This window comes from Pseudomonas sp. 65/3-MNA-CIBAN-0223, assembly GCF_040310425.1.
In the GTDB taxonomy this organism is placed as follows: Bacteria; Pseudomonadota; Gammaproteobacteria; order Pseudomonadales; family Pseudomonadaceae; genus Aquipseudomonas; species Aquipseudomonas gregormendelii.
Genome location: NZ_JBEOPV010000007.1, coordinates 194,038 through 220,810, shown reverse-complemented (window position 1 = coordinate 220,810; position 26,773 = coordinate 194,038). Strand labels below are relative to the sequence as shown.

At 60.4% G+C, this 26,773-nt stretch carries 22 protein-coding genes; 9 read left to right on the top strand and 13 right to left on the bottom strand.

Features of this window, described 5'->3' with window-relative positions; translation table 11 throughout:
- Positions 1–121 precede the first annotated feature (121 nt).
- From AAEZ09_RS10595 to AAEZ09_RS10575, 5 genes are all read left to right on the top strand, one after another.
- Entirely contained in the window at positions 122–3,970 is a 3,849-nt protein-coding gene (locus AAEZ09_RS10595) for a sensor domain-containing protein (protein WP_350599455.1), read from the top strand.
- 240 nt (positions 3,971–4,210) lie between these two features.
- Positions 4,211–5,464 carry a serine hydroxymethyltransferase gene (gene glyA, locus AAEZ09_RS10590; protein ID WP_045059334.1) on the top strand — a complete coding sequence of 418 codons (1,254 nt, stop codon included), beginning with the start codon at positions 4,211–4,213 and terminating at the stop codon, positions 5,462–5,464.
- Positions 5,465–5,721: 257 nt separating this feature from the next.
- Positions 5,722–7,035: a C4-dicarboxylate transporter DctA gene (locus AAEZ09_RS10585; protein ID WP_045059333.1), complete on the top strand. Its 1,314-nt coding sequence runs from the start codon at positions 5,722–5,724 to the stop codon at positions 7,033–7,035.
- 67 nt (positions 7,036–7,102) lie between these two features.
- Positions 7,103–7,807, top strand: coding sequence for a FadR/GntR family transcriptional regulator (locus AAEZ09_RS10580; protein WP_045059332.1), 705 nt, complete (start codon positions 7,103–7,105; stop codon positions 7,805–7,807).
- Positions 7,808–7,832: 25 nt separating this feature from the next.
- Positions 7,833–8,522 carry a GntR family transcriptional regulator gene (locus AAEZ09_RS10575; protein ID WP_205893988.1) on the top strand — a complete coding sequence of 230 codons (690 nt, stop codon included), beginning with the start codon at positions 7,833–7,835 and terminating at the stop codon, positions 8,520–8,522.
- A 132-nt stretch (positions 8,523–8,654) separates the two neighbouring features.
- Here the strand turns inward: AAEZ09_RS10575 and yjiA are convergent, their stop codons facing one another.
- The 3 genes from yjiA to AAEZ09_RS10560 all read right to left on the bottom strand — a co-directional run bounded on the left by yjiA (position 8,655) and on the right by AAEZ09_RS10560 (position 12,038).
- The gene (gene yjiA, locus AAEZ09_RS10570; RefSeq protein ID WP_045059330.1) at positions 8,655–9,626 is read right to left on the bottom strand and encodes a GTPase; all 972 of its coding nucleotides are present in this window, start codon (positions 9,624–9,626) and stop codon (positions 8,655–8,657) included.
- Positions 9,627–9,758: 132 nt separating this feature from the next.
- Complete coding sequence (locus tag AAEZ09_RS10565) at positions 9,759–9,956, bottom strand: YbdD/YjiX family protein (protein ID WP_028620750.1); 198 nt, start codon at positions 9,954–9,956, stop codon at positions 9,759–9,761.
- Positions 9,957–9,971: 15 nt separating this feature from the next.
- On the bottom strand, positions 9,972–12,038 hold the full coding sequence (locus tag AAEZ09_RS10560) for a carbon starvation CstA family protein (RefSeq protein WP_045059329.1): 2,067 nt from the start codon (positions 12,036–12,038) through the stop codon (positions 9,972–9,974).
- Positions 12,039–12,197: 159 nt separating this feature from the next.
- Here AAEZ09_RS10560 and AAEZ09_RS10555 point away from each other — a divergent pair, with 159 nt between their 5' ends.
- Positions 12,198–12,566 carry a PilZ domain-containing protein gene (locus AAEZ09_RS10555; protein WP_045059328.1) on the top strand — a complete coding sequence of 123 codons (369 nt, stop codon included), beginning with the start codon at positions 12,198–12,200 and terminating at the stop codon, positions 12,564–12,566.
- Between the two features lie 32 nt (positions 12,567–12,598).
- Here the strand turns inward: AAEZ09_RS10555 and radA are convergent, their stop codons facing one another.
- Positions 12,599–13,966, bottom strand: a complete 1,368-nt coding sequence (radA, locus tag AAEZ09_RS10550; protein WP_045059327.1) for a DNA repair protein RadA — start codon at positions 13,964–13,966, stop codon at positions 12,599–12,601.
- 427 nt (positions 13,967–14,393) lie between these two features.
- Here radA and mscL point away from each other — a divergent pair, with 427 nt between their 5' ends.
- Positions 14,394–14,819, top strand: a complete 426-nt coding sequence (gene mscL, locus AAEZ09_RS10545) for a large-conductance mechanosensitive channel protein MscL (protein ID WP_045059326.1) — start codon at positions 14,394–14,396, stop codon at positions 14,817–14,819.
- Positions 14,820–14,852: 33 nt separating this feature from the next.
- Here the strand turns inward: mscL and AAEZ09_RS10540 are convergent, their stop codons facing one another.
- Positions 14,853–15,629 (bottom strand): ferredoxin--NADP reductase, encoded by a 777-nt coding sequence (locus tag AAEZ09_RS10540; protein WP_205893990.1) that lies wholly within the window; start codon positions 15,627–15,629, stop codon positions 14,853–14,855.
- A 619-nt stretch (positions 15,630–16,248) separates the two neighbouring features.
- On the opposite strand from AAEZ09_RS10540, the gene AAEZ09_RS10535 reads away from it, so the two are divergent.
- Entirely contained in the window at positions 16,249–17,373 is a 1,125-nt protein-coding gene (locus AAEZ09_RS10535; protein ID WP_350599453.1) for a methyltransferase, read from the top strand.
- A gap of 50 nt (positions 17,374–17,423) precedes the next feature.
- Here the strand turns inward: AAEZ09_RS10535 and AAEZ09_RS10530 are convergent, their stop codons facing one another.
- The 3 genes from AAEZ09_RS10530 to AAEZ09_RS10520 form a co-directional block, all read right to left on the bottom strand.
- Positions 17,424–17,591, bottom strand: a complete 168-nt coding sequence (locus AAEZ09_RS10530; protein ID WP_350599452.1) for a DUF2474 domain-containing protein — start codon at positions 17,589–17,591, stop codon at positions 17,424–17,426.
- 94 nt (positions 17,592–17,685) lie between these two features.
- Positions 17,686–18,693, bottom strand: coding sequence for a cytochrome d ubiquinol oxidase subunit II (gene cydB / locus AAEZ09_RS10525; protein ID WP_266011892.1), 1,008 nt, complete (start codon positions 18,691–18,693; stop codon positions 17,686–17,688).
- 3 nt (positions 18,694–18,696) lie between these two features.
- Entirely contained in the window at positions 18,697–20,130 is a 1,434-nt protein-coding gene (locus tag AAEZ09_RS10520) for a cytochrome ubiquinol oxidase subunit I (RefSeq protein ID WP_045059322.1), read from the bottom strand.
- 482 nt (positions 20,131–20,612) lie between these two features.
- Between AAEZ09_RS10520 and AAEZ09_RS10515 the strand changes: the two genes are divergently transcribed.
- On the top strand, positions 20,613–21,851 hold the full coding sequence (locus AAEZ09_RS10515; protein ID WP_205893071.1) for an MFS transporter: 1,239 nt from the start codon (positions 20,613–20,615) through the stop codon (positions 21,849–21,851).
- On the opposite strand, the gene AAEZ09_RS10510 is transcribed toward AAEZ09_RS10515, so the two are convergent.
- The 5 genes from AAEZ09_RS10510 to AAEZ09_RS10490 all read right to left on the bottom strand — a co-directional run bounded on the left by AAEZ09_RS10510 (position 21,848) and on the right by AAEZ09_RS10490 (position 26,736).
- Positions 21,848–24,049, bottom strand: coding sequence for a xanthine dehydrogenase family protein molybdopterin-binding subunit (locus AAEZ09_RS10510; RefSeq protein ID WP_350599450.1), 2,202 nt, complete (start codon positions 24,047–24,049; stop codon positions 21,848–21,850). The genes AAEZ09_RS10515 and AAEZ09_RS10510 overlap by 4 nt on opposite strands.
- A complete protein-coding gene (locus tag AAEZ09_RS10505; protein WP_350599449.1) occupies positions 24,049–25,035 on the bottom strand; it encodes an FAD binding domain-containing protein in 987 nt (328 codons plus the stop codon). Before AAEZ09_RS10505 ends, AAEZ09_RS10510 begins: the two co-directional genes overlap by 1 nt.
- The gene (locus tag AAEZ09_RS10500; protein ID WP_350599447.1) at positions 25,032–25,565 is read right to left on the bottom strand and encodes a (2Fe-2S)-binding protein; all 534 of its coding nucleotides are present in this window, start codon (positions 25,563–25,565) and stop codon (positions 25,032–25,034) included. Before AAEZ09_RS10500 ends, AAEZ09_RS10505 begins: the two co-directional genes overlap by 4 nt.
- Positions 25,566–25,671: 106 nt before the next feature.
- Positions 25,672–26,223: a DJ-1 family glyoxalase III gene (locus AAEZ09_RS10495; protein ID WP_205893067.1), complete on the bottom strand. Its 552-nt coding sequence runs from the start codon at positions 26,221–26,223 to the stop codon at positions 25,672–25,674.
- 66 nt (positions 26,224–26,289) lie between these two features.
- Positions 26,290–26,736 (bottom strand): DUF4879 domain-containing protein, encoded by a 447-nt coding sequence (locus AAEZ09_RS10490; protein WP_205893066.1) that lies wholly within the window; start codon positions 26,734–26,736, stop codon positions 26,290–26,292.
- Between the last annotated feature and the right edge of the window lie 37 nt (positions 26,737–26,773).

The following is a 26,773-nucleotide window of genomic DNA, read 5'->3' as shown; positions in this document are numbered from 1 at the left end:
TGGCAGTCCAGCCGAGCGGGACTGGCACTTTGCCACAACTCAAGGCATGCTAGCCGCCCTTCGGGCGTCCGGCTTATAGTGCGCGTCGCGCCAGCCCAGCCCTTGCGCAGGATTACACAGCTTGACTAACGTGCCTCCACCGTCTTCTGTGAACGATGCCCGTTCTGCGGCCGGCTCTCCCCTGCGCGGGACGTTAAAAGGTGGGCTGGCCACACTCGCATTACTGCTGCTGGCCCTACTCTTCTGGCAACTGCTCGACCAACTGCGCGAAACCCAGAAGAACCAGCGCCAGTACACCATCGACTTCACCGCCGACCTGGCTTCTCAAATCAGCCTGAATATGGCGCTGAACGCGCAGATCGCCCTGAACCTGCTGCCGATCGTCGAGCAGCCACAGACTCGCGAAGAACAGCAGGCGCTGCTGCGCAAAATCCAGCAGTCGCTGCCTGATGTACGCAGCCTGGCACTGCTCAGTCCGTCTGGGAAAGTGCTCAGCGACAGCGCCGTGGACAGTAACGATGCCGACTACCTGAGCCAGCTGGTTCAGCGCAGCCGCGCCCAGGCGCACTATTTCAGCAATGCCGACGACGGCTCGGTGGTCCATTTGCTGCTGCACCAGCCCAGCGGCAGCACTCGCGGTTACTGGGCGCTGCGCCTGTCTCCGGCCTTCTTCGCATCGCTGGCCAAGCAAAATGAGGCCGGCATCCGCCCACTGTGGCTGGTGGAAAACCGCATCAATCGGCAAATTGTCAGCCGCGATAACGCCGTGCCGGTGTCGGAGCCAAGTGAACTGACGGCAGAGGACCTGGCCAACAGCGTATTGACGGTGCCTCTGAGCAGCAGCGACTGGCAACTGCGCGGGCTGTTCGACCGCCAGCGCGTGATCGAGCATTTGTTGCCCGCATTCATCGGCAAATGCCTGCTCGGGCTGGCCTTTTCCCTGCTGCCCTTCATCGCGCTGCTGAACATGCGCCGCCGCCAGCGCCAGTTGCATGAGGGGCGTCGACGCTATCAGGACATCTTCGAAGGCACCGGGGTCGCCCTGTGCGTACTGGATCTGTCCGGGCTCAAGAGTGCATTCGACAAGGCCCGCATCCTTGACACCGAACAGTTGCAAAGCTGGCTGGCAGTGCCAACGCAACGTGAACAGCTGCTGCGCGAAATGCGCATCACCGAAGTCAATGAGGTAGCCCTTCTGCTACTGGACGTCAATGCTCCGGAGGAGGCCTGGAAGCGCCTGATCGACGGTAATCCACTGACCAGCTCGGCCATCGGCCAGCCCATACTCGAAGCCGTTCTGCAGCGGCACAAACAGCTCGAACTGGAGATCCGCCTGCAGGACGCCAGCGGCCGTGATCAGCACTTGTGGCTGGTGCTGCGCCTGCCCGAGGACCAGAGCGACTATAAGGCAGTGATCCTGAGCATCACGGACGTCACCAGCCGCAAGCTTATCGAGCTGTCGCTGCTGGAACGTGAAGGATTCTGGTCCGATGTGGTACGCACGGTTCCGGATCACCTGTATGTGCAAGACGTCATCAGCCAGAGAATGATCTTCAGCAACCACCATCTGGGCCAGACCCTCGGCTACAACCGTACCGAGCTGCACCAGATGGGCGATTACTTCTGGGAAGTCCTGCTGCACGCCGATGATGCCGACGTGTATCATCGATCGCGCCAGGCCCAGCGCCACGGCGGTTACAGCCAGCTGATGCAATGCCAGTTACGCTTTCGCCACCGGGACGGCAAATGGCGCCGGTTCGAAGTGCGCGAACAAGCCCTGGCGCGGGACAAACATGACCAGGTCACGCGCATCATCGGCGTGGCCAAGGACATCACCGAGCAGATCGAAGCCAGCGAATCCCTGCGCGACAGCGAGCAGCGTTATCGCATGCTCGCCGAAAGCATCAGCGACGTGATTTTTTCCACCGACAGCGCAATGGCACTCAATTACGTCAGCCCCTCGGTGCATGCCGTGCTGGGCTATGACGTCGAATGGATCTTCCAGAACGGCTGGCAATCGACCATTGCCAACCCGCAGCAACTGACCGGTATCTACAGCCTGATGGACCGGATCAGCAAGGCGCTGAACAAACCTGACAGACTGGCGCTGTTGCGCGACCAGGTGCAAACCCAACTGTTCCTGTTCGACTGCCTGCGCGCCGACGGTCGCAAGGTCCCCATCGAGCTGCGCCTGGTGCTGGTCTGGGACGACCAGGGAGCCTTCGAAGGCTTGCTGGGGGTCGGTCGCGACATCAGTCAGCAACGCCGCGCCGAGAAAGATCTACGCATGGCGGCGACGGTGTTCGAGCACTCGACCTCGGCCATCCTGATCACCGACCCAGCCGGTTACATCGTGCAGGCCAACGAAGCCTTCAGCCGGGTCAGCGGTTACGCGGTCGAACAAGTGCTCGACCAGTTGCCGAACATGCTGACCGTCGACGAGCAACAGGACGCGCACCTGCGCTACGTGCTCAAACAGCTTAACCAGCACAGCACCTGGGAAGGCGAAGTGTGGCTCAAGCGGCGTAACGGCGAGCATTACCCGGCCTGGGTCGGCATCACCGCCGTGCTGGATGACGAAGGCGACCTGGCCAGCTATGTGTGCTTCTTCAGCGACATCAGCGAGCGCAAGGCCAGCGAGCAGCGAATCCATCGCCTCGCCTACTACGACGCCCTGACTCACCTGCCCAACCGCACGCTGTTCCAGGATCGCCTGCACACCGCTCTGCAATCGGCGGAACGGCAGAAAGGCTGGGTGGTGCTGATGTTCCTCGACCTCGACCGGTTCAAGCCGATCAACGACTCCCTGGGCCATGCGGCCGGCGATCGCATGCTCAAGGAAATGGCCACGCGCCTGCTCGGCTGCGTCGACGATGATGACACTGTGGCCCGCATGGGCGGCGACGAGTTCACCTTGCTCCTGCAACCGCGGGCCAACCGCGAGATGGCGTTGAACCGGGCGATTCATGTGGCCGAACAGATTCTTGGCAGCCTGGTGAAACCCTTCGTGCTTGAAGGCCGGGAGTTTTTCGTCACCGCCAGTATCGGCATCGCCCTGAGCCCGCAAGACGGCAACGAGCTCAGTCAGCTGATGAAAAACGCCGACACCGCGATGTACCACGCCAAGGAGCGCGGCAAGAACAACTTCCAGTTCTATCAGGCCGACATGAACGCCAGTGCCCTGGAGCGCCTGGAGCTCGAGAGCGATTTGCGCCATGCCCTGGAGCAAGACGAATTCGTGTTGTATTACCAGCCGCAGTTCAGCGGCGACGGCAAGCGCCTGACGGGCGCCGAAGCCTTGCTGCGCTGGCGCCACCCTCGACGCGGGCTGGTACCGCCGGGAGATTTCATTCCGGTGCTCGAGGAGCTTGGCCTGGTGGTTGATGTCGGCGACTGGGTCATCAGCGAAGCCTGCCGCCAGCTCAAGTCCTGGCACCTGGCCAAGGTTCGCGTGCCAAAAGTGTCGGTGAATATCTCGGCGCGGCAGTTCTCCGACGGCCAACTGGGCACGCGCATCGCCAACATCCTCAAGGAAACCGGCCTGCCCCCGGCGTGCCTGGAGCTGGAACTGACCGAGAGTATTCTGATGCGCGAAGTCAGCGAGGCGATGCAGATCCTCGACGGCTTGAAGAATCTCGGCCTGAGCATTGCGGTCGACGACTTCGGCACTGGCTATTCATCGCTTAACTACCTCAAGCAATTCCCGATCGACGTGCTGAAAATTGACCGCACGTTTGTCGATGGCCTGCCGTCCGGCGAACAGGACGCACAGATTGCCCGGGCGATCATCGCCATGGCCCACAGCCTCAACCTGGCGGTGATCGCCGAAGGCGTGGAAACCCAGGAGCAGCTGGATTTCCTGCGTGAGCATGGGTGCGATGAAGTTCAAGGGTATTTGTTCGGGAGGCCGATGCCGGCCAGCGGGTTTGAGGCGCAGTTTGGGCGCGAGGCGTTGTTCGAGTTCGACTGAGATTTTTGCAGGGAGGCCATGGCCAGCAGGCTGGCTCCCACAAGAATTTGTGGTCGGTCAGGAAGTTTGCAGGCTATCGCAATTACTGTGGGAGCCAGCCTGCTGGCGATGGGGCCGCACGATCACCGCTGATCCCGTCATGAAGCCCACTTGTCTGCGACATGATGTCCTTTCATATGCCATCTAAAACTCGTTAGGTTAGAATGCCCCCCTTTTCTGCCCCGATCCTTGAGGACCGCCATGTTCAGCCGTGATTTGACTATTGCCAAGTACGACGCCGATCTCTTTGCCGCCATGGAGCAAGAAGCTCAGCGCCAGGAAGAGCACATTGAGCTGATCGCTTCGGAAAACTACACCAGCCCTGCGGTGATGGAAGCTCAAGGCTCGGTACTGACCAACAAGTACGCCGAAGGCTACCCGGGCAAGCGCTACTACGGTGGCTGCGAGTTCGTCGACGTGGTCGAGCAGCTTGCTATCGATCGCGCCAAGGAACTGTTCGGCGCTGATTACGCCAACGTTCAGCCACACGCCGGTTCGCAAGCCAACAGCGCCGTTTACCTGGCTCTGCTGCAAGCGGGCGACACCATCCTGGGCATGAGCCTGGCACACGGTGGTCACCTGACCCACGGCGCCAGCGTTTCTTCCTCCGGCAAGCTGTACAACGCCGTTCAGTACGGCATCGACGCCAATGGCCTGATCGACTACGACGAAGTCGAGCGCCTGGCCGTTGAACACAAGCCTAAAATGATCGTGGCCGGTTTCTCCGCCTACTCGCAGATCCTCGACTTCCCGCGTTTCCGCGAGATCGCCGACAAGGTTGGCGCCTACCTGTTCGTTGACATGGCTCACGTGGCCGGTCTGGTCGCCGCTGGCGTCTACCCGAACCCGGTGCCATTCGCCGACGTGGTGACCACCACCACGCACAAGACCCTGCGTGGTCCACGTGGCGGCCTGATCCTGGCTCGCGCCAACGCCGACATCGAGAAGAAGCTCAACTCCGCGGTATTCCCGGGCGCCCAGGGTGGCCCGCTGGAGCACGTGATCGCCGCTAAGGCGATTTGCTTCAAGGAAGCGTTGCAGCCTGAGTTCAAGACCTACCAGCAACAAGTGGTGAAGAACGCGAAGGCCATGGCCGGCGTGTTCATCGAGCGCGGTTTTGACGTGGTATCGGGCGGTACTGAAAACCACCTGTTCCTGCTGTCGCTGATCAAGCAGGAAATCTCCGGTAAAGATGCCGACGCCGCTTTGGGCAAGGCTTTCATCACCGTGAACAAGAACTCCGTGCCTAACGATCCACGCTCCCCGTTCGTCACTTCCGGCCTGCGCTTCGGCACTCCGGCCGTGACCACTCGCGGCTTCAAGGAAGCTGAGTGCAAGGAACTGGCCGGCTGGATCTGCGACATCCTGGCAGACCTGAACAACGAAGCGGTGATCGACTCCGTTCGTGAGAAGGTCAAGGCCATCTGCAAGAAGCTGCCGGTGTACGGCGCTTAATTGCGACGTTAAACCCGCAGGATGAAAAACCGGCCAAGTGATTGGCCGGTTTTTTTTCGCCCCCGATATTCCCCCGTAGCGCGGCTTACGCCGCTGGTAAGACCGGTCATGCCAATTTTGCTATTTCCACTTGTATTCACGAAAAAACCCAGCGTAGACTGCGCCTGCACTGGACATACCGGTAAGACCACAATAATTAAGTCCTGAATCTGAGCGCCCAAGCGCCGGCAGCCAGGACACCGACCAGGATTCCTCCCATGCTCAGATGGTGCTCGCGTTCAATCTTCCTCCAAGTGGTTCTCGGACTGGTGCTCGGCATCGTCTGCGGGCTGACCCTCCCTGAATACTCTGCACAGCTCAAACCGCTGGGCGATGGTTTCATCAAACTGATCAAGATGCTCATCGGCCTGATCGTGTTCTGCGTGGTGGTCAGTGGCATCAGCGGTGCCGGCGACCTGAAGAAGGTCGGACGCATTGGCCTCAAATCGGTGATCTACTTCGAAATCCTGACCACCATCGCCTTGGTCATCGGCCTGGTATTCGCCTTCAGCACCGGCATTGGCAGCGGCGCCAACATTCACCTGGATCAGCTTTCCGCCGCCGACATGGGTGACATCGCCCAGCGCGGCGAGCATATGCACACCACCACGCAGTTCCTGATGGACCTGATTCCCACGTCGGTGGTAGGTGCCTTTGCCGACAACAACATCCTGCAAGTGCTGCTGTTCTCGGTTCTGTTTGGCAGCGCACTCAACCTGGTGGGTGAAGCGGCGTCGGGCATCTCCCGGCTGATCAACGAGCTGAGCCATGTGATCTTTCGCATCATGGGCATGATCGTGCGCCTGGCGCCGATCGGCGTGTTCGGCGCCATCGCGTTCACCACCAGCAAATACGGCCTGGACTCCCTGCAGCATCTGGGCAGCCTGGTGGGTTTGTTCTACCTGACCTGCGTGGCCTTCGTCTCGCTGATCCTCGGCCTGGTGATGCGCGTGTCCGGCCTGCGGATGTGGCCGCTGCTCAAGTACCTGCGTGAAGAACTGCTGATCGTCATGGGCACCGCCTCCTCCGACGCCGTACTGCCGCAGATCATGCGCAAGCTCGAGCACCTGGGCATCGGCAGCTCGACGGTAGGGTTGGTGATCCCTACGGGTTACTCGTTCAACCTCGACGGTTTCTCGATCTACCTGACCCTCGCCATCGTCTTTATTGCCAATGCGACCGGCACGCCACTGGCAATGACCGATCTGCTGACGATTCTGCTGGTCTCGCTGATCACCTCCAAAGGTGCCCACGGGATACCCGGCTCGGCGCTGGTGATCCTGGCGGCAACACTCACGGCGATCCCGGCGATTCCGGTGGTGGGTCTGGTGCTCGTCCTCGCGGTCGACTGGTTCATGGGGATCGGCCGAGCCCTGACCAACCTGATCGGCAATTGCGTGGCAACAGTGGCCATTGCCCGCTGGGAAAAAGACATCGATATCCAGCGCGCAAACAAGGTGCTTTCCGGCCAGGTGGGTTATACCTTCCAGCCGAGAAAACCAGTCGGTCCCGCGCACCAGCAGGAATTTTGAATCACTGCCGTGCCCGCCCAGGGGCGGGCACGGTCATCAAACGTTTTGAATGCTCATGGAGCGAACAGTGATTACCTCGTCGACCGTTGTGAACTCAGTCGTGGAAAAACTTCGGGCCGCTCTGGCCCGCGGCCAGTGGCGCTCCGGCGAAATGCTCCCGGGGCAACGGGAACTGGCAGAACAATTGGGCATCAGCCGCCCGAGTTTGCGTGAGGCCGTCATCGTCCTGGAAACGCTAGGTCTGGTGCGGTCCATGCCGGGCAAGGGTGTTGTGGTCCTGGAGGCTAATCTCAGCGACAGCCAGTCCCATGACAGTGCGGTGGCGGGGGCGAGCCTGGAAGACGTGCTGCAACTGCGCTACACCCTTGAGCCGTTCATTGTCGGGCTGGTCGCGCAGTCCATCAGCAGCAAGGAAGTCGGGCAGTTGCGTCTCACGCTGATGGACATGCGCGAAGCCCTGGAAGCCAACGACAGCGAAGCCGGGGTGAATGCCTACATCGCGTTCCATGAAGAGCTGTTCACCCTGACGTCGAATCCGATTTTCCAGAGTGTGGTGCAGCAAACCAGCAACGCCCTCAAGCAAAGCGCCGAGGTGCTGCGCAATTCCCCGGAACACCTGGCTGAACGTCTCGAAGAGAACGAAGCCGTGGTGCGGGCGATCCGCAGCAAGAACAGCGCCCAGGCCAGTGCCGAGATGCGTCGTCACATTCTTCGGGAAGGTCAGCGCATGGGCATCGAATTGAATATTCCAGACGACAACCTTCGCAGTTGAACACGCCTGGAACTGGAGACCGGCCATGAACAGCTTCGCTTCACCTCAGAATCTCGGCGCCCTGCCCTGCGCCCTGCCGCTCAATGATCTTTATGCGCGGGTGTTCGATGCCATTCTCGACCAGCGCATCAATGCGGGCAGTCGGTTTACTGAAGACAGCCTGGCGCAAATGTTCAGCGCCCGTCGCAGCGACATTCGTGGTGTGCTGAGCGGCCTTTCGCATCAGCAGATCATTATTCTGCGGCCCAATCATCGGCCTCGGGTCGCTTTGCTCGATCGCGAACAGATCCGCCAGACTTTGCATGCACGGCGGTTGACGGAAACCACGCTGGTGCAACTCGCCTGTCGGAACAGTGGCCGCCAGGATTTCAAACGGTTGCACGCGCTGCTCGAACAGGAGCACAGCTGTACCGAACAGGCTCCAGCTATTCGGCTGTCAGGAGAGTTTCATTTGCTGTTGGCAGAGATGGCGGGGAATGCACCTTTGGCGCATTTCCTGGGCAGTCTGGTGCCCTTGACCTCGCTGGCGATTGCACAGGCTGATGCACACCCAGCGAATTGTTGCGATTGGCAGGCACATCAGGGAATCCTGGACGCGGTGGAGTGCGGGAATGAAACGATGGCGACGACACTGCTGAACCGACACCTGGATCAACTGGAGGAGCTTTTGATGAACATGCCCTCCATGACCGGCCGCAATCGCGCTGCCGGTTAGGCCGCCTTCGCGAGCGAGCCCGCTCCTGCAGGGGATGCGTGCATGACCCAAAGCTTGTGGCAGACACAGGTCAGAATGTGGGAGCGGGCTTGCTCGCGAACAGGCCCGCAAACACGCTGAAGATCACTGTGTTTACTCCGCCGCCACCCGCGCAAATCCTTCCCGAATCTTCTCTTCCGGCAGATCATCCGCAATAAAGACGATCACGCTTTCGCGCGGCTCACCAGGCGCCCACTCGGTGTCCCAGTCGAAGCCATACAACTTCAGCACCCCTTGGAACACCATCCGCCGCGGTTCGCCGGCGATGCTCAAAACGCCTTTGTAACGCAGCAATTGCTTGCCATGCGCTTCCAGCAGTTCATTCATGAACTCGCTGAGCTTGTCGATATCCAGCGGCTTGTCGGTCCGCAGGACCAGGCTGGAAATGCGGTCGATGGAGGGGGCCTTGCTCACCGGGCGCAGGCTCAAGCCACTGCCGAGGTCGGCATTGAGATTGAAGCCCCGGACGTCGAGCAGTTCAGCCAGGTCGATCTTGCCGTGGTCGACCAGGCGAATGGGTGCACGACGATTGATGCGGGTCAGGCGTTCGCTCAACGCGGTGAAAGTTGCCTCGTCCACGAGGTCTCGCTTGCTCACCAGCAGACGGTCGGCAAACCCGATTTGCGCCTGGGCGATAGTCTGGGCCAGGTGCGTATCGGCGTGGGCTGCATCCACCAGGGTGATAATGCCGTCGAGAATGTAGCGCTCGCGCAGCTCTTCATCGATGAAGAAAGTTTGCGCCACAGGTGCCGGATCGGCGAGCCCGGTGCATTCGATCACCAGGCGATCGAAGGCGATCTCACCACTGTCCAGGCGTTCAAGCAGCAGGAACAGGGCTTTGGTCAGATCGGTGTGGATAGTGCAGCAGACGCAGCCGTTGGACAGCGTCATCACTTGCACCGGCTCCTCGCCCAGCAGCTGGGTGTCGATGCCGGCATCGCTGAATTCGTTCTCGATCACGGCGATTTTCAGACCGTGCTCGGTTTTGAGCAGGTGGCGCAAAAGTGTGGTCTTCCCGGCGCCGAGGAAGCCGCTGAGGATGGTGACTGGGATAGGGGCTGACAAAATAAGGTCTCCCGGACTCGAAAAAAAACTGTAGGAGCAAGGCTTGCCCGCGATGGCGTCCGAAAGATCGCCATCGCGGGCAGGCCTTGCTCCCACAGTGTGTGTGTGTGTGTGTTGCCTAGACCCTGTGCATCAACAGCACTTCGGCCCACCCTTGCCGCCGTAACGCGCTTCCTGACGTTCCCTGAAGAACATCTCGTAGCTCATCACCGGCTTGTCCGGGTGATTGGTTTGCATATGCTCGACGTAGTTGTCGTAGTCGGGCATGCCGACCATCAGGCGCGCGGCCTGACCGAGGTATTTACCGAGGCGACTCAGGTCATTGAACATGTTTGCAATCCTCGATTACGCATCCGGCAGGGCCTGGAATGGCGCTTCTTTATCCGTACGTTCCTTTTTACCCCAGGCGGCAATACCGACCTTGATGGCATAGAACAGGATGCTGAATACCACGAACAGGAACAATGCCGTCAGCGTTGCGTTGGTGTATGCGTTGTAGATCACGTGCTGCATCTGGTTGATGTCCTTGGCTGGTGCGAGGATCTGGCCGTTGGCCAACGCATCGCTGTATTTTTTCGCCAGGGACAGGAAACCGATCGCCGGGTTGGCATCAAACAGCTTGATGAAACCTGCGGTCACGGTGCAGATCAGCAGCCAGACCGCTGGCAGCATGGTCACCCAGATGTAGCGTTGACGTTTCATTTTAATCAACACGACCGTCGCCAGCATCAGCGCGATACCCGCCAGCATCTGGTTGGAGATACCGAACAGCGGCCACAGGGTGTTGATGCCGCCCAGTGGATCGATCACGCCCTGGTACAGCAGATACCCCCACATCGCCACACAGCCGGCGGTGGCAATCAGGTTGGCGGTCCAGGACTCGGTGCGCTTCAGTGCCGGCACGAATGAGCCGAGCAGATCCTGCAGCATGAAGCGTCCGGCACGGGTACCGGCATCCACGGCCGTCAGGATGAACAGCGCCTCGAAGAGGATCGCGAAGTGGTACCAGAACGCCATGGTGTTTTCACCTGGCAGCACACTGTGCAGGATTTGCGCGATACCCACCGCGAGGGTCGGCGCACCACCGGCACGTGCCAGGATGGTGGTTTCACCAATGTCCTTGGCTACCGCCTGCAAGGCTTCCGGCGTGATCGCAAAACCCCAGCTGCTGACGGTTTGCGCGACGGTGACCACATCCGAACCGACGATGGCCGCCGGGCTGTTCATGGCGAAGTACACACCCGGTTCGATCACCGAGGCGGCAACCATCGCCATGATTGCCACGAAGGATTCCATCAGCATGCCGCCGTAACCGATGTAGCGGGCATGGCTTTCATTCGCCAACAGCTTCGGCGTGGTGCCGGAAGAGATCAGCGCGTGGAAACCCGAGACCGCGCCACAGGCAATGGTGATGAACAGGAACGGGAACAGACCGCCCTTCCACACCGGGCCGGTGCCATCGATGAACTGGGTCAATGCCGGCATTTTCAGATCCGGCATGGTGACCAGGATGCCGATTGCCAAGGCAATGATGGTGCCGATCTTCAGGAAGGTCGACAGGTAGTCACGGGGTGCCAGGATCAGCCACACCGGCAGCACCGCAGCGACAAAACCGTAACCAATCAGCATCCAGGTAATCTGGATCCCGGTGAAGGTAAACGCCTTGGCCCAGAACGGATCGGCAGCAATCTGCCCGCCGAGCCAGATCGACCCCAGCAGCAACAGCACGCCGATGATGGAAATTTCACCGATGCGACCGGGGCGGATGTAGCGCATGTAGATGCCCATGAACATCGCAATCGGGATGGTCGCCATCACCGTGAAGATGCCCCAAGGGCTCTCGGCCAGGGCCTTGACCACGATCAGCGCCAGCACCGCGAGGATGATGATCATGATCAGGAAGCAGCCGAACAGTGCGATGGTTCCCGGTATGCGGCCCATCTCTTCACGGACCATATCCCCCAGGGAGCGGCCGTTACGACGGGTGGACAGGAACAGGATCATGAAGTCCTGCACCGCACCGGCCAGCACCACCCCGGCGATCAGCCACAGGGTACCGGGCAAATAGCCCATCTGCGCCGCCAGGACTGGACCGACCAAAGGCCCCGCGCCGGCGATGGCCGCGAAGTGGTGACCAAACAGGATGTGTTTGTTGGTAGGGACGTAGTCCAGACCGTCATTGTTGAGCACGGCGGGGGTGGCCCGTCGCGGATCAAGCTGCATCACATTATTAGCGATGAACAGGCTGTAGTAACGGTACGCGACCAGATAGATGGCCACTGCCGCGACCACAATCCACAAGGCGTTGATCGCCTCGCCTCGACGCAATGCCACTACGCCCAGGGCGCACGCTCCTACGATCGCCAGCAGCAGCCAGGGTATGTGGCGTAGCAGGCTATTATTATTTTTCATTTTATGATTCCAGCCAGGGTGGACAAGAAAGACAGCCACCCCGAGTTTAGCTGGCCTGACGGCAAAGGCCATACCCCGACATTGGTCTAGAGCCATGTCCCTGCTGGCGGCCGCGCACCCTGCGGGTCTATAGTCAGCAAACATTTCGAGGAACGCGCCATGAGCCAGCAACCCGCCGAACGCCGCCGCTTCACACGTATTGCGTTCGATGCCAGAACCGAGCTGGGCCAAGGGCAGTCCATCTGGCCAGTAAAGCTGATCGATCTTTCACTCAAGGGGCTGCTGATCGAGCGTCCTGAACCATGGCTGGGTGATGCACAACAGGATTTTTCCGTCGAAATTCACCTGACCGATGAGGTCGAGATCAAGATGGATGTGCAGCTCACCCATCAGGAGCGCGGCCAACTGGGGTTTGTCTGCCGCCACATCAGCCTGGAATCCATCGAGCGCCTGCGGCGGTTGATCGAGTTCAACCTGGGAGACCCGCAGGAGCTGGAGCGGGAGCTGGGCGCACTGATTGAAGTCTGACGCTCCCACAGGGAAGACCCAACTGCCAAAAATCACTCGAACAACGCATCCAACGCCTGCTCCAGCCGCGTCACTGCAATTATCTGCAACCCTGCCGGTGCTTCCTTGGGCGCATTCCCCTTGGGCACGATGGCGCGTTTGAAGCCATGCTTGGCCGCTTCCTTCAAGCGTTCCTGACCGCTGGGCACCGGACGTACTTCACCGGACAACCCAACTTCACCGAACACCAGCAGGTCATGGGGCAAGGGACGATTGCGCAAGCTGGACATCACCGCCGCCATCAGCGCCAGGTCCGACGCGGTTTCCAGCACTTTCACGCCGCCTACCACGTTGAGGAACACATCCTGGTCGTGGGTTGGAATACCACCATGGCGGTGCAGCACGGCGAGCAACATTGCGAGCCTGTTCTGATCCAGGCCCAGGGTCACCCGGCGCGGGTTAGCCAGATGGCTGTCGTCTACCAGCGCCTGGACTTCCACCAGCATCGGCCGGGTGCCTTCCCACGTCGCCATGACCACGCTGCCCGGTACTTCTTCCTGGGCACGCGTGAGAAAAATCGCCGAAGGGTTGGAGACTTCCTTGAGCCCTTTGTCCGTCATGCCGAACACGCCCAGTTCATTGACCGCGCCAAAGCGGTTCTTCACTGCACGCAACAGCCGCAGGCGGCCATCGGATTCGCCCTCGAAATACAGCACGGTGTCGACCATGTGCTCGAGCACCCGCGGCCCCGCCAGCGCGCCTTCCTTGGTGACGTGGCCGACCAGGAAGATCGCCGTGCCGCTCTGCTTGGCATAACGCACCAGCAACGCGGCGCTCTCCCGGACCTGGGACACACCACCCGGGGCCGACTGCAGCTGCTCGGTGAAAATCGTCTGGATCGAGTCGATTACCATGACCTTGGGCTTTTCCACCCGCGCCGTGGCGATGATGGTTTCGATGCAGGTCTCGGTCATCACGCGTAGCTGGTCCTGGGGCAATCCCAGGCGCCGGGCACGCATGGCCACTTGCTGCTGCGATTCCTCACCGGTGACATACAGCGCCGGCATGCTCTTGGCCAGATTGCACAGGGTCTGCAGGAGGATGGTCGACTTGCCGATCCCCGGGTCACCGCCGATCAGCACCACCGAACCGTCGACCAGACCACCGCCCAGGACTCGATCGAGTTCACTGGAGGCAGTGGAGAACCGCGGGATTTCTTCAACGCTGACTTCGGCCAGCGTCTTGATTTGCGCTTGCTGGCCAGTCCAGCCGGTGCGACCGCTGGGAGGTGCCGCCCCACCGCTCTCGACCATGGTTTCAGTCAAGGTGTTCCAAGCGCCGCACTCGCCGCACTGTCCGGCCCACTTGGGGAAAGTTGAGCCGCACTCGGTGCAGCCGTACATGCGTTTGGCCTTGGCCATCTTGACTCCCGGCAAAAACCGGGATGATAGCGCAGCTGGAACGGATACGCGCGCAGCAATACGGAACAGTCGAGAGCCTTAGTTGCCTTTGGACAAGTTACCCGACTGCCATCCAACTGCAATCTATTAACTTGTACCAGACCTCCTGATCAGTATCCGCCGCGTCCTAATTAATACTCAAAACATCAGCACCATCGCCAACAAGGAAAATCACCATCTACTAACCCAACATGCACTTTCAGAAGTAACTCACTGAAACAGTAGTTCGCTAAAACACGCCGAGCGCCCAACAATCATGAGGTTTTTGTAAACTTTTCGCCGGCAGCCGGGTCGACTGCTGGCAAGCTCTAAAGCAGCCGTTTCGAGCAAAAACCGAATTACTGAATTACACTGCGGCTACCAACCAATCCGTACAAGGAATCAACCAATGGGCGTGATCAGTGAGTTCAAGGCCTTCGCGGTCAAGGGAAATGTGGTCGACATGGCGGTCGGCATCATCATCGGTGCGGCCTTTGGCAAGATCGTTTCGTCGTTCGTCGGCGACGTGATCATGCCGCCGCTCGGCCTGTTGATCGGGGGTGTTGATTTCAGTGACCTGGCCGTCACCCTGAAGGCTGGAGAGGGAACCACCCCGGCCGTGATGCTGGCCTACGGCAAGTTCATTCAGAGCGTGATCGACTTCATCATCGTCGCCTTCGCGATCTTCATGGGTGTGAAAGCCATCAACCGCCTCAAGCGCGAAGAAGCCGTTGCCCCGACCGTGCCGCCTGTTCCGACCAAGGAAGAAGTGTTGCTGGGGGAAATTCGCGACCTCCTGAAGGTGCAGAACGAGCGGCCGCGGAACCTGGAATAACCAGAAAAACGGCGCCTTTTCGGCGCCGTTTTCTCACCAGTAGGTTTCCACCGCCACTTGCCCGGGGCGGCGGCTGAGACTCAGGTGCATGCCCCTGCGCTTCAGCAGTTGACGCGTGTCATCGATCATTTGCGGGTTGCCGCACAGCATCACCCTCGAATGTTCCGGCGTGAGAGTCAGCCCCGCCGCGCCCTCCAGGTCGCCGTTTTCTATCAGTGTGGTGATTCGTCCATTCAGGGCACCCGCGTGAGACTCGCGCGTGACAATGGGGATGAACTGTAGCTTGTGCGCATGCTCGGCCAGGTAGTCGCGCTGCGCCAGCCCGGCGATCAGCTCCTGATACGCCAACTCTGCAGCTTCTCGCACGCTGTAGACCAGGATGATGCGTTCGAACCGCTCCCACACCTCAAAGTCCTGCAGGATCGACAGGAACGGCGCGACGCCGGTACCGGTGGCCAGTAACCAAAGGTCACGGCCGTCCACAAAACGATCGAGTGTGAGGTAACCGAATGCCTGGCGATCTATCAGCAGCGAGTCTCCTTTGACCAGCCGGCTCAGCTCGCTGGTGAATTCGCCATTGGGCACCACGATGGAAAAGAATTCGAGAAACTCGTCATGGGGCGAGGAGACCATCGAATACGCACGCCACACCGTGCTGCCGTCGGCTTTGGTAACGCCCAGGCGCGCAAACTGGCCCGCGCGAAAGCGGAACCCGGGATCCCTTGTAGTGCGCAAGGTGAACAGGTTCGGCGTCAGGGGCTGAACGTCGAGCAAGGTCTGGCGGGTAAATTTTTCTGCACTGGCAGTCATGGGTCGCTCCATTAAACAGAGGCTTGCAGTTTCCCGCAAAAACGCAAAATTAAACACCGACGATGGGTAATGGCTTTAAACGGAGCACCAACAGAATGTTTAACCGGTTCGTTAGTCACGCCTCGTATTAAACGCAGCATCTAAACCTCCTTTGCACAATCCAAATTGTCTTAGAACCTACCGTTTGAAATATGTGTAATTGCGCCGACATAATAGTGAAACTTCTGAGGTAATAATCCTACACCCTACACCCTGCAACGTGCTGGACCTCGGCTACCCCACAAGCTGGGACTAGATGCGATAAGGAAAGAGCAGAAGACCGTGACCCAATAGTGGCATATTGCAATTGCGCAATGTTACCCATGGCAAGAACCGTGGAGCTTTTTTCCCGCAGTCCATGGTCATGGGACACTGATTGCAGGGAGTACTGCGGGGTTTCTCGCGCCTTCGGCTGTTCGTTGAAAAATGCCGCGAGTAATCCTTAAGAAAAAAAAGTACCATTTGCGGTCCTTCCTGAGTGATGACATGCCCTCCCGCATGACGCAGTGCACTCGGCCGGATCAGCCCGCAACAGGCCCTTGGCGGCGGGAACCCCGTTGATTACCAAGAGCCACACTCCATGCCTTTGCTCGAAACACCCTTCGCCCGCCTCGACCTGATCCGCCAACCCGAACAGTCGAATGAACCGCTGCAGGCATTTGATGCCGCCGACGAGTACTTGCTCAATCACCTGGCGCAGCTGCAACCGGCCGCTCAGACGCGGGTTCTGGTGCTTAATGACAGCTTTGGGGCACTGGCTGCGAGCCTGGCCGGTAAAGTTCAGGTCACCAGCAGTGGCGACTCGTTCCTGGCATTCCAGGGCTTGGAAAAAAATCTGGTCCGCAATGGCCATGCCTTCGATGCAGTGCCGACAGTACCCGCCCATCAGTCTTTTGCCGGCCCGTTCGATCAGGTGTTGATCCGGGTCCCGAAAACCCTGGCCCTGCTGGAAGAGCAACTGATCCGCCTGCAAGGGCAACTGGCGCCCGGCGCCCAGGTGGTGGCCGCCGCCATGATCAAGCATCTGCCCCGCGCTGCGGGTGATCTGCTCGAACGTTACATTGGCCCGGTACAGGCCTCGCTGGCGGTCAAGAAGGCCCGGTTGTTGATCGCCACTGCCGAACCCAAGCCTGCGGCGGTGTCGCCCTACCCGACCCGTTATCAGCTGGATGCACCGGCCATCGAGTTGCTCAATCACGCCAACGTGTTCTGCCGCGAAGGCCTCGACATCGGCACCCGGGCTTTTCTTGCGCACTTGCCGAACGATCTCGGCACAGCGCGGGTCGCAGACCTGGGCTGTGGCAATGGCGTGCTGGCGATCGCCAGCGCGCTGCAGAACCCTGAGGCGCACTACACGCTGGTCGACGAGTCGTTCATGGCGGTGCAATCGGCGAGCGAAAACTGGCGCGCAGCGCTAGGTGACCGGGAAGTCCTGGTGCGCGCCGGTGATGGCCTGGCCGAACAGGCCGCGCAGTCGCTGGATGTAGTGCTGTGCAACCCACCGTTCCACCAGCAGCAAGTCGTCGGCGACTTCCTCGCCTGGCGCATGTTCCAACAGGCCCGTGAAGCGCTGGTGGTCGGTGGTGCGCTGTACATCGTGGGCAACCGTCACCTGGGCTATCACAGCAAACTCGCGCGGCTGTTTCGCGGCGTCGAACAGGTGGCGGCGACGCCGAAGTTCGTGATTCTCAAAGCGCGAAAATAATCCAGGCAAAAAAAAACCTCCCTTCCAGGAGGTTTTTTTATGGGCCCATCTCAATGCGTGCTCAGGCCTGCTGCGTTCATGAACATGCGCATCAGGCTGGCGACGATGAACAATGCGCCGACGCTGCCGACCCAGATCATTGCCAGCCAGCCAACGCGTTGCCACAGCGGCTTCTTCTCTGCGGCTTCGATTTCCTGCAATGAATGTTTACCGGCCATGACTTTCTACCCTCCTATTCTAGGTTGATGGCGCCTGTATCGACGCCATCGCGAGCAAGCTTTGCTCCCACAGGCTTTTCACACGCGCGTAGCCCTAGTGATAGCCATCCTCGTGGGTGACCTTGCCGCGGAACACGTAATAGCTCCAGAAGGTGTACCCCAGGATGAAAGGGATAATGAACAGCGTACCCACCAGCATGAAGCCCTGGCTCTGCGGCGGTGCGGCAGCGTCCCAGATCGAGATCGACGGTGGCACGATGTTCGGCCACAGGCTGATTCCAAGACCGCTGTAGCCCAGGAAAATCAGGACCAGCGTCAGCAGGAAGGGCATGTAGTTGGCATTGCGCGCCACGGCACGAATCAGTCCGTACATCGTTACCAGCACCAGGATCGGCACCGGCAGGAACCAGAACAGGTTTGGCAACGTGAACCAGCGCGAGGCAATTTCCGGATGCGCCAGCGGCGTCCAGATACTGACGATACCGATCACCGCCAGCAGCACGAAAGCCAAGGGGCGCGCGAGGTTATGCATCTGCTCCTGCAACTTGCCCTCGGTCTTCATGATCAGCCAGGTGCAACCGAGCAACGCATAGGCCACGACCAGTGCGGCGCCACAGAACAGGGTGAACGGAGTCAGCCAGTCCAGCGAGCCACCGGCGAATTGCCGGTTAACCACCGGTAACCCATCGATGAACGCGCCGAGTGCCACCCCCTGGAAGAAGGTGGCCGCCACCGAACCGCCGATGAACGCCTTGTCCCAGAGGTGGCGCTTGTCATCCTTGGCCTTGAAGCGAAACTCGAACGCCACGCCGCGGAAGATCAGGCCGATCAACATGAATATCAGCGGCAGGTACAGCGCCGACAACACCACTGAGTACGCCAGGGGAAAGGCGCCGAACAAGGCGGCCCCGCCCAGGACCAGCCATGTTTCGTTGCCGTCCCAGACCGGTGCAACGGTGTTCATCATGACATCGCGGTCGGTCTTGCCCGGGATAAAGGGGAAGAGAATGCCGATTCCCAGGTCGAACCCGTCCATGACCACATACATCATGATGCCGAAGATGATGATCACGGCCCAGATCAGCGGAAGATCAATACCCATGACTCAAATCTCCTTGGTCAGGCTGTGGTCGTTGTCGGCACTGTCGTCAGCTGCCGACAGCGGACGCGCCGGGGTGCGCTGCTTGCCAGGACCACCGTCGTTGGTTTCCTTGCCTTCGTCGATCTTCGGCCCTTTGCGCACCAGGCGCATCATGTAGCCAAGGCCGGCACCGAACAGGGCGAAATACACCACGACGAACATGATCAGGGTAATGCTCATCTGCATGAAGCTGTGGTTTGAGGAAGCATCCGCCGTGCGCATCAATCCGTAGACCACCCAAGGCTGGCGGCCGATTTCCGTGGTGAACCAACCCGCAAGGATCGCGACCAGACCCGAAGGCCCCATCCACAGTGCCAGATAGAGGAACGGACGCGAGGTGTACAGCCTGTCGCGCTTGCGCAGCCACAGGCTCCACAAACCGGTGAAGATCATCAGGAAACCCAGGCCGACCATGATCCGGAACGACCAGAACACGATGGTTGAATTGGGCCGATCTTCAGGCGGAAAATCCTTGAGCGCCGGGACCTGTTTGTCCAGCGAATGGGTGAGGATCAGGCTGCCCAGATAGGGAATTTCGACCGCATATTTGGTTTTTTCAGCTTTCATGTCCGGCCAGCCGAACAGGATCAGCGGGGTCGGTTCATCGCCATGATTTTCCCAGTGACCTTCAATTGCCGCAATTTTCGCCGGCTGGTGCTTGAGCGTATTCAGGCCATGGAAATCGCCGATCACGGCCTGGATGGGCGCAACGATCAACGCCATCCACATGGCCATCGACAGCATGGTGCGAATGGCCGGGTTGTCCTTGCCCCGCAGCAAGTGCCAGGCAGCCGAGGAACCGACGAAAAACGCCGTCGCGACGAACGCTGCCGTTGCCATGTGCGCCAGGCGGTACGGGAATGACGGGTTGAAGATGACCGCAAACCAGTCAGTGGGAATCACCTGGCCGTTGATGATTTCAAAGCCCTGGGGGGTCTGCATCCAGCTGTTGGATGCGAGGATCCAGAACGTTGAGATCAGCGTGCCAATGGCCACCATCACCGTTGAAAAGAAGTGCAGGTTGCGTCCGACCTTGTTCCAGCCGAACAGCATGACCCCGAGGAAGCCGGCTTCCAGAAAGAAGGCGGTGAGCACTTCGTACGTCAGCAAAGGACCCGTCACGGCACCGGCGAAGTCCGAGAAACGACTCCAGTTGGTGCCGAACTGATAAGCCATGACCAGCCCGGAGACCACGCCCATACCGAAGTTGACGGCAAAGATCTTCGACCAGAAGTGGTACAGATCGCGGTAAGTGTCGTTTTTGGTTTTCAGCCACAAGCCTTCAAGCACCGCCAGGTAACTCGCCAGGCCGATGGTGATGGCCGGGAACAGAATGTGGAATGAAATGGTGAACGCGAACTGAATTCGGGCGAGATCAAGCGCCTCCAAACCGAACATAAGTCTTCCTCTGTCAGGTAATTCCGGCTGAAGGCCTGCGGCCTGCACCCACTGCCCCCACGGATATGGAGTGTGGCGAATTCAAATTCGTTCTTTTTTTACCTGCATCACACGTAGGGAGTCTGGCCAATTGGCCGCCGGATCATCTCCACGAAAGGTTTTGATCTGGATCAAGCATGATTGAAAGAGTAGTCCCATTTTTGCAGGTAACCGGTGTGGTCTTTTGCCGCGTGACAGGTTGCCTCACAGGCATGGCAATCAGCCGTAACACATTCGTGGCGGGAGTGAGCCTGCTCGCGATAGCGGTTAGCCAGGTCACTTTGTCTTCTACTGACACGCAGTCATCGCGAGCAGGCTCGCTCCCACATGAATGGGACTGCCTGAGCGATTGGTGTCTAGCTAACTAATTTTCCGGGCCTGCAACTTCTGGTTACAGGTTGGTGGTAGTCTCGACGTTATCCCCGTTCAAGATACGCCGCCAGATGCCCAGCCAACCGCCCTTGCTGTTACGTCACCATCGCCCGTTCATCGCGTTCTGGCTGGCCCGGATCTTCACCGCCAGCGGCTTCCAGATGCTGACCGTGGCCATCGGCTGGAATCTCTACCAGCTCACCGGCAACGTACTTGACCTCGGCCTCGTGGGCCTGGTGGAGTTCGCCCCGCGGGTGCTGTTCATGTTGCACACCGGGCACGTCGCCGATCGCTACGACCGGCGCAAGGTGGCCGCACTCTGTCAGTCGTTGCAGGCATTGATCGCCCTGGCGCTGGCGATCAGCAGTGCGACCGGGCATGTCACCCGGGAAATGATCTTCATACTGGCGTTCCTGCTGGGCGCCGCCCGCTCCTTCGAAATGCCCACGACCCAGGCGCTGCTGCCAAGCATCGTGCCCAGCGCGCTGTTTCCCCGCGCGGTGGCCGCCGCCCAGTCGGCGCAGCAATCGGCAACCATCGTCGCTCCCGCGCTGGGCGGCTTGCTGTACGCGTTCGGCAGCGTCTGGGTCTATGGCCCCACGGTTATCCTGTACATCATTGCCTGCGCCCTGATGCTCAACCTGCCGGCCCGGCAGACTCCACTGAACAAGGGCAAGGCGACACTCGACTCGTTATTGGCGGGTATTCGTTTCATTCGCAGTCGACCGGACATCCTCGGGGCGATTTCCCTGGATCTGTTTGCCGTGCTGCTTGGAGGTGCGACCGCCCTGCTACCGGTATTTGCCAAGGACATCCTGCTGACCGGGCCCTGGGGCTTGGGCCTGTTGCGCTCTGCGCCGGCGGTGGGCGCGCTGCTGATGTCGCTGTGGCTCGCACGGTTTTCCGTGGATCGCCAGGTTGGCCGGGTGATGTTCACGGCGGTGGGCGTGTTTGGCGTCGCCACCATAGCCTTCGGCCTGTCGACCTCATTCTGGTTTTCCCTGGCTGTACTGGTGGTGCTCGGCGCAGCGGACATGATCAGCATGGTCATCCGCGCTTCCTTCGTACAGCTTGAAACCCCTGACGAAATGCGCGGCCGGGTGAGCGCCGTGAACGGGTTGTTCATCGGCGCTTCGAATCAGTTGGGCGAGTTCGAATCCGGCCTCACAGCTCACTGGTTCGGCACCGTTCCCGCCGTGGTCATGGGCGGAATCGGTACGCTGGTGGTGACCGGGGTCTGGATCAAACTGTTCCCGACCCTGGCCAACCGCGACCGCATGCATGTACCGGCGCAAGAGGCCAGGGTTTAGAGCAGCTTGTCGAGGGTGATGGGGAAGTCGCGCACCCTTTTGCCCGTGGCATGGTAAATCGCGTTGGCCACCGCTGCCGCGACACCCACGATGCCGATTTCCCCCACGCCCTTGGAACCCAGGGCATTGACGATCTCGTCGTGCTCTTCGACGAACAGTACGTCGATGTCACCGATGTCGGCATTCACCGGAATGTGGTATTCGGCGAGGCTGTGGTTCATGTGCCGACCCAGTGCATGATCAGTCTGGGTTTCCTCGTGCAGCGCCATGCCGATCCCCCAGACCACACCGCCGAGGATCTGGCTGCGGGCCATTTTCGGGTTCACCACCCGGCCGGCGGCGATGGCACTGACCACGCGATTGACCTTCACGGTGCCCAGGTCTTCATCGACCAATACTTCGACGAACACCGCCGAATGCGTGGCCGTGGCGTACGCTTCGCGCTTCTTGTCGGGCTCGGCATCCACCTGGACCTCCAGGGTCGCTTCGCCGCTGCTGCGCACCAGCTCGGCCAGGGAGGTGCGCGACTCCCCATAACGCAACTGCCCGGCTTCGAACACGGCCTGTTCAGAAGTGACGGCAGCGAATGCCGGATGGGTCTGCCGGGCAACTGCCAGCAGTTTTTCCTGCAGTGCCGCGCACGCCTGCTGAACCGCTGTGCCGACCGAGGAAACGGTAAAGGAGCCGCCCTGCAGTGGCGCGGTGGGCAGTGAAGAGTCACCGAGCACAAAGGTGACGTCCTGCACCGCAACACCTGAGGCCTGGGCGGCGATCTGAGTCATGACGGTGTAGGTCCCGGTACCGATGTCAGTGGTTGCGCTGCTGACGGTCAGCTTGCCGTTGTGGTCGATACTGGCCTTGGCGCTGGCTTTCTGTTGCATGGCTTCCCAGACACCCCCGGCCATGCCCCAGCCGACCAACTGCCGATCGTGACGCATGCTGCGCGGTTCGGGGTTGCGCTGGTTCCAGCCGAAGCGTTCGGCACCCTGCTCGTAGCAGGCACGCAGCTCCTTGCTCGAGTACGGCTTATCTTCGTTCTGGTTGCGCTCTGCATAGTTGATCAACCGCAGCTGTACCGGGTCGATCGCCAGGGCGCAGGCCAGCTCGTCCATGGCGCACTCCAGGCCGATCAGGCCGAGTGCCGCGCCTGGGGCGCGCATGTCCAGCGGCGTGAAGACATCCAGTGGCACCAGCTTGTAAGTCAGCTGCACGTTGTCGCAGTGATAAAGCATGCCGCTCCACTCCACCACGTGCTCGGTGAAGTCTTCAAAGCGCGAGGTCTGGCCGATTGCAGTGTGCCCCACGGCCAACAAACGGCCGTTAGCCGCAGCACCCAGTTGCAGGCGCTGCAAGGTGCGAGGCCGGTAGCCAAAGGTGAACATCTGCTGGCGAGTCAGGGTCACGCGTACCGAACGCTTGAGTTTGAGCGCGGCCATCACAGCCAGTGGCAATTGGTATTGCGGACGCAAGCCCGAACCAAAGGCACCACCGACAAAGGCGGCGAAAATCCGCACCTGCTCTTTTTCCAGGTCAAAGACTTTTTGCACATAGGACTGACAGTTCTGCGGCCCCTGGGTCTTGTCGTGAATGTGCAGGGTGCCATCGGCCTGATAGAGCACGGTACTGGCGTGCGGCTCCATCGGGTTGTGATGCTCTATCGGCGTGCTGTAGTGCAGGTCGAGACTCAGCGCCGCACCGGCGAACTCCGCCTGGAAATTCCCGCGGGGCTTGGGCAACTCGGCGGGCGCAGGATGAGCTTCACCCTGCATCGACAGGAGATCGGTTTGATGGCCCGCGCTCTCATATTCGATCCGCACCAGCGAACCGGCATGTCGCGCCAGTTCCAGATTGTCGGCTATCACCAGCGCGAGCGGCTGACCGCTGTAGAGGATTTGATCGTTGTAGAGTGGACGAAACGGTGAGCCTTCGGCGGAGTCCGCGTCCTCATAATCCTTGTCATAGCTGGCTATTTGGGGACGGTTCGTATGATCGATCACGGCAACGACGCCGGGCAATGCCAGGGCTGCCGACGCATCAATCGTCAGCACGCGCCCGCAAGCGACAGGGCTCGAGACCACGCTCCCATGCAGCAGGCCCTGCTCGGGAAACTCCCCGGCATACCGTGCCTGGCCGGTGACCTTGAGGTGGCCATCGACCCGGTCCAGCGGCTGGCCCATCGGTTGAGTGAAAGTATTCATCAAGCTTGCCCTCCCAGCGCGGCGTCGCTCAGCGCACGGACAATCGCCCGGCGCGCCAGTTTGACTTTGAAAGCGTTGTGCTCAAGCGGTTCGGCGTTTCGCAGCAGCGTATCGGCGGCAGCGGTGAAGGTTTCGCGGCTGACGGTCTTGCCCACCAGGGCGTTTTCCACCGACTTGTCGCGCCACGGCTTGTGCGCCACGCCGCCCAGCACCAGGCGTGCCTGACGAATGACCGGCCCGTCCAGCTCCAGTGCAGCGGCCACCGAAACCAGGGCAAAAGCATAGGAGGCGCGGTCGCGAATCTTGAGGTAATGGCTGCAGTCGGCGAATCCGGTGGCAGGCAGTTCAATGCTCGTGATCAATTCATCGTCGGCCAGTTGATTGTCGCGCTCGGGCGCATCGCCTGGCAGGCGGTGGAAGTCGGCAAATTCGATCGTGCGCGGCCCGCCACGACCCTGCACATGCACCACGGCTTCCAGTGCCGCCAATGCCACGCACATATCCGACGGGTGAGTAGCGACGCACTGGGCGCTGGCACCGAAGATCGCATGGATACGGTTCAACCCGTCCCGCGCCGGACAGCCGCTGCCGGGTTCGCGCTTGTTGCACGGCACGCTGGCATCGTAGAAGTAATAACAGCGCGTGCGCTGCAGCAGGTTGCCACCCGTGCTGGCCATGTTGCGCAACTGCGGCGATGCCCCGGCCAGTATCGCCTGGGACAACAGCGGGTAACGTTGTTCGATCAACGGGTGCCAGGCCAGGTCGGCATTGCTGACCAGCGCGCCAATCATCAGCCCGCCTCCAGCCGTTTCGCGCACTTCGCGCAGTGGCAGGCCGGTGATGTCGATCAGGTGCTCGGGACGAGTGACGTTTTCTTTCATCAGGTCCAGCAGGTTGGTGCCGCCGGCAATGAAGCGGGATGCGGGACCGGCGAGATACACCGCGTCCTGCACCGATTCAGGCTTGCTGTACTGGAAGGGATTCATTGGCCACCCCCTTGCCCGGCGTTGGCGCGGCAGACAGGAAGCGCCTCTTCGATGGCATCGCGAATATTACTGTAGGCGCCGCAGCGGCACAGGTTGCCGCTCATCAACTCCTTGATGTCTGCCTGGCTGTTGGCCCGTCCTTCGTTGGCCAGCCCGACGGCAGAGCAGATCTGCCCTGGCGAGCAATACCCGCACTGGAAGGCATCGTGCTTGATGAACGCCTGTTGCATCGGATGCAGCTGTTCACCCTCGGCAAGGCCTTCGATAGTGGTCAACTCGGCACCGTCGCACATCACCGCCAACGTCAGGCAGGCATTCACCCGCTTGCCGTTGAGCAATACGGTGCAGGCACCGCATTGGCCGTGGTCACAGCCTTTTTTCGTGCCGATCAGGTCCAGTTGTTCCCGCAGCAGGTCCAGCAAGGTGGTCCAGGGCAGGACCTCAAGCTGACGCGCCTGGCCATTGAGCGTCAAACCCAGTGGATGGCGGGCATATGACGCTGGCGTGGCGTCGTCATTGGTTGCGCTCATATACACCTCACGATTGGTCGTCTAGTCGCGGCGTTTTGGCAAACCGCCGTCATAAGGGGTACGACTTCGCGTGGCGAACAGCGTTCAAGGGGATTGATCTGCGGTGTCAAACCAGCAATTCTGCCGCCACCGCCGTGCGTATGGCCTTGCCACAGAGCTGCTCCACCAGGGCCAGGGCAAATGCCAGCGCCGCGCCCGACCCTTGGGCGGTGATGCAGTTACCGTCGACCACCACCGGCTGATCGACAAAATTGCAGCCCGACAATTGATGGCTGGCTGAGGGCAGGCAGGTCATACGGCGCTGTCGCAACACCCCCGCATTTTGCAGCGCCAGCGCCGGAGACTCGGCAATAGCGGCGAACAGGCGACCGGCGGCCGCCTGATCCTTGATCAGTTGTTGCAGGGGCTGATGGGCCGCCAGATGCTGCGCGCCCACCGCGCCGCCGGGCAGTGCGATGAGGTCGAAGGGCTGCGCGAGCAAATCCACCAGCATGGCATCGGCGGTCAAGCGGGTACCACGGGCACAGGTCAGCATGCGCCGGCCCTCGATACTGGCCACCACCACTTCCACCTTGGCGCGGCGCAGCACATCGACCAACGTCACTGCTTGCAGATCATCGATGCCCTCGGCGAGGGTAATCAGGGTTCTAAAGGTCATGGGCGACATCCACTGAAAGATCTTTAGAGCGTAGTCAGCTTTCGCGCCTGCTGTCTGGGCGGGCGGTTACTTGATGTAAAGCTGCGTCGCCAGGGTATTGCCCGGCGCGTTGATTGAGGTGTTGCTAAAGGTGAACGTTCCCTCCTGCTTGCCCGCCAGATCGAAGACGTAGAGGTAGCCTACGGTTTTCCTGCCGACGGTGCATTCTGTCAGGTTGCCGTTATCAAAGGCGCAGACCGGCGTACGGGTACCGTTGAGATCAAACCCGTCCAGACCGACCCGCGCCGCGCGTCCGTAGCCGACTTCCAGCACATACACCTTGATGCTCGGCCCGCTGTGATTACAGCGGGTCTGTTCCTGGCCGGGTGCAATGTCTTCAAAGCCACAGGCCGGCGACTCGACCTTGACCACCTTGACCTGGCTCAGCGCCGGCGCCGAAGCAGCCCACACCGCCTGCCCCCCCGCCAAAGAGGCGATGACCATCGCGAATACCCCCGCCAGACGCCTGTTCATGCAAGTCCCATTGTCCCGAATGCCGGCGCGCAGTATG

What these genes read in the sequence shown, in the direction of transcription:
- glyA (WP_045059334.1), top strand. Translation starts at nt 4,211, where the DNA reads ATGTTCAGCCGTGATTTGACTATTGCCAAGTACGACGCCGATCTCTTT.
- AAEZ09_RS10585 (WP_045059333.1), top strand. Translation starts at nt 5,722, where the DNA reads ATGCTCAGATGGTGCTCGCGTTCAATCTTCCTCCAAGTGGTTCTCGGA.
- AAEZ09_RS10575 (WP_205893988.1), top strand. Translation starts at nt 7,833, where the DNA reads ATGAACAGCTTCGCTTCACCTCAGAATCTCGGCGCCCTGCCCTGCGCC.
- AAEZ09_RS10565 (WP_028620750.1), bottom strand. Translation starts at nt 9,956, where the DNA reads ATGTTCAATGACCTGAGTCGCCTCGGTAAATACCTCGGTCAGGCCGCG.
- AAEZ09_RS10560 (WP_045059329.1), bottom strand. Translation starts at nt 12,038, where the DNA reads ATGAAAAATAATAATAGCCTGCTACGCCACATACCCTGGCTGCTGCTG.
- AAEZ09_RS10555 (WP_045059328.1), top strand. Translation starts at nt 12,198, where the DNA reads ATGAGCCAGCAACCCGCCGAACGCCGCCGCTTCACACGTATTGCGTTC.
- radA (WP_045059327.1), bottom strand. Translation starts at nt 13,966, where the DNA reads ATGGCCAAGGCCAAACGCATGTACGGCTGCACCGAGTGCGGCTCAACT.
- mscL (WP_045059326.1), top strand. Translation starts at nt 14,394, where the DNA reads ATGGGCGTGATCAGTGAGTTCAAGGCCTTCGCGGTCAAGGGAAATGTG.
- AAEZ09_RS10540 (WP_205893990.1), bottom strand. Translation starts at nt 15,629, where the DNA reads ATGACTGCCAGTGCAGAAAAATTTACCCGCCAGACCTTGCTCGACGTT.
- AAEZ09_RS10535 (WP_350599453.1), top strand. Translation starts at nt 16,249, where the DNA reads ATGCCTTTGCTCGAAACACCCTTCGCCCGCCTCGACCTGATCCGCCAA.
- AAEZ09_RS10530 (WP_350599452.1), bottom strand. Translation starts at nt 17,591, where the DNA reads ATGGCCGGTAAACATTCATTGCAGGAAATCGAAGCCGCAGAGAAGAAG.
- cydB (WP_266011892.1), bottom strand. Translation starts at nt 18,693, where the DNA reads ATGGGTATTGATCTTCCGCTGATCTGGGCCGTGATCATCATCTTCGGC.
- AAEZ09_RS10520 (WP_045059322.1), bottom strand. Translation starts at nt 20,130, where the DNA reads ATGTTCGGTTTGGAGGCGCTTGATCTCGCCCGAATTCAGTTCGCGTTC.
- AAEZ09_RS10515 (WP_205893071.1), top strand. Translation starts at nt 20,613, where the DNA reads ATGCCCAGCCAACCGCCCTTGCTGTTACGTCACCATCGCCCGTTCATC.
- AAEZ09_RS10510 (WP_350599450.1), bottom strand. Translation starts at nt 24,049, where the DNA reads ATGAATACTTTCACTCAACCGATGGGCCAGCCGCTGGACCGGGTCGAT.
- AAEZ09_RS10505 (WP_350599449.1), bottom strand. Translation starts at nt 25,035, where the DNA reads ATGAATCCCTTCCAGTACAGCAAGCCTGAATCGGTGCAGGACGCGGTG.
- AAEZ09_RS10500 (WP_350599447.1), bottom strand. Translation starts at nt 25,565, where the DNA reads ATGAGCGCAACCAATGACGACGCCACGCCAGCGTCATATGCCCGCCAT.
- AAEZ09_RS10495 (WP_205893067.1), bottom strand. Translation starts at nt 26,223, where the DNA reads ATGACCTTTAGAACCCTGATTACCCTCGCCGAGGGCATCGATGATCTG.
- AAEZ09_RS10490 (WP_205893066.1), bottom strand. Translation starts at nt 26,736, where the DNA reads ATGAACAGGCGTCTGGCGGGGGTATTCGCGATGGTCATCGCCTCTTTG.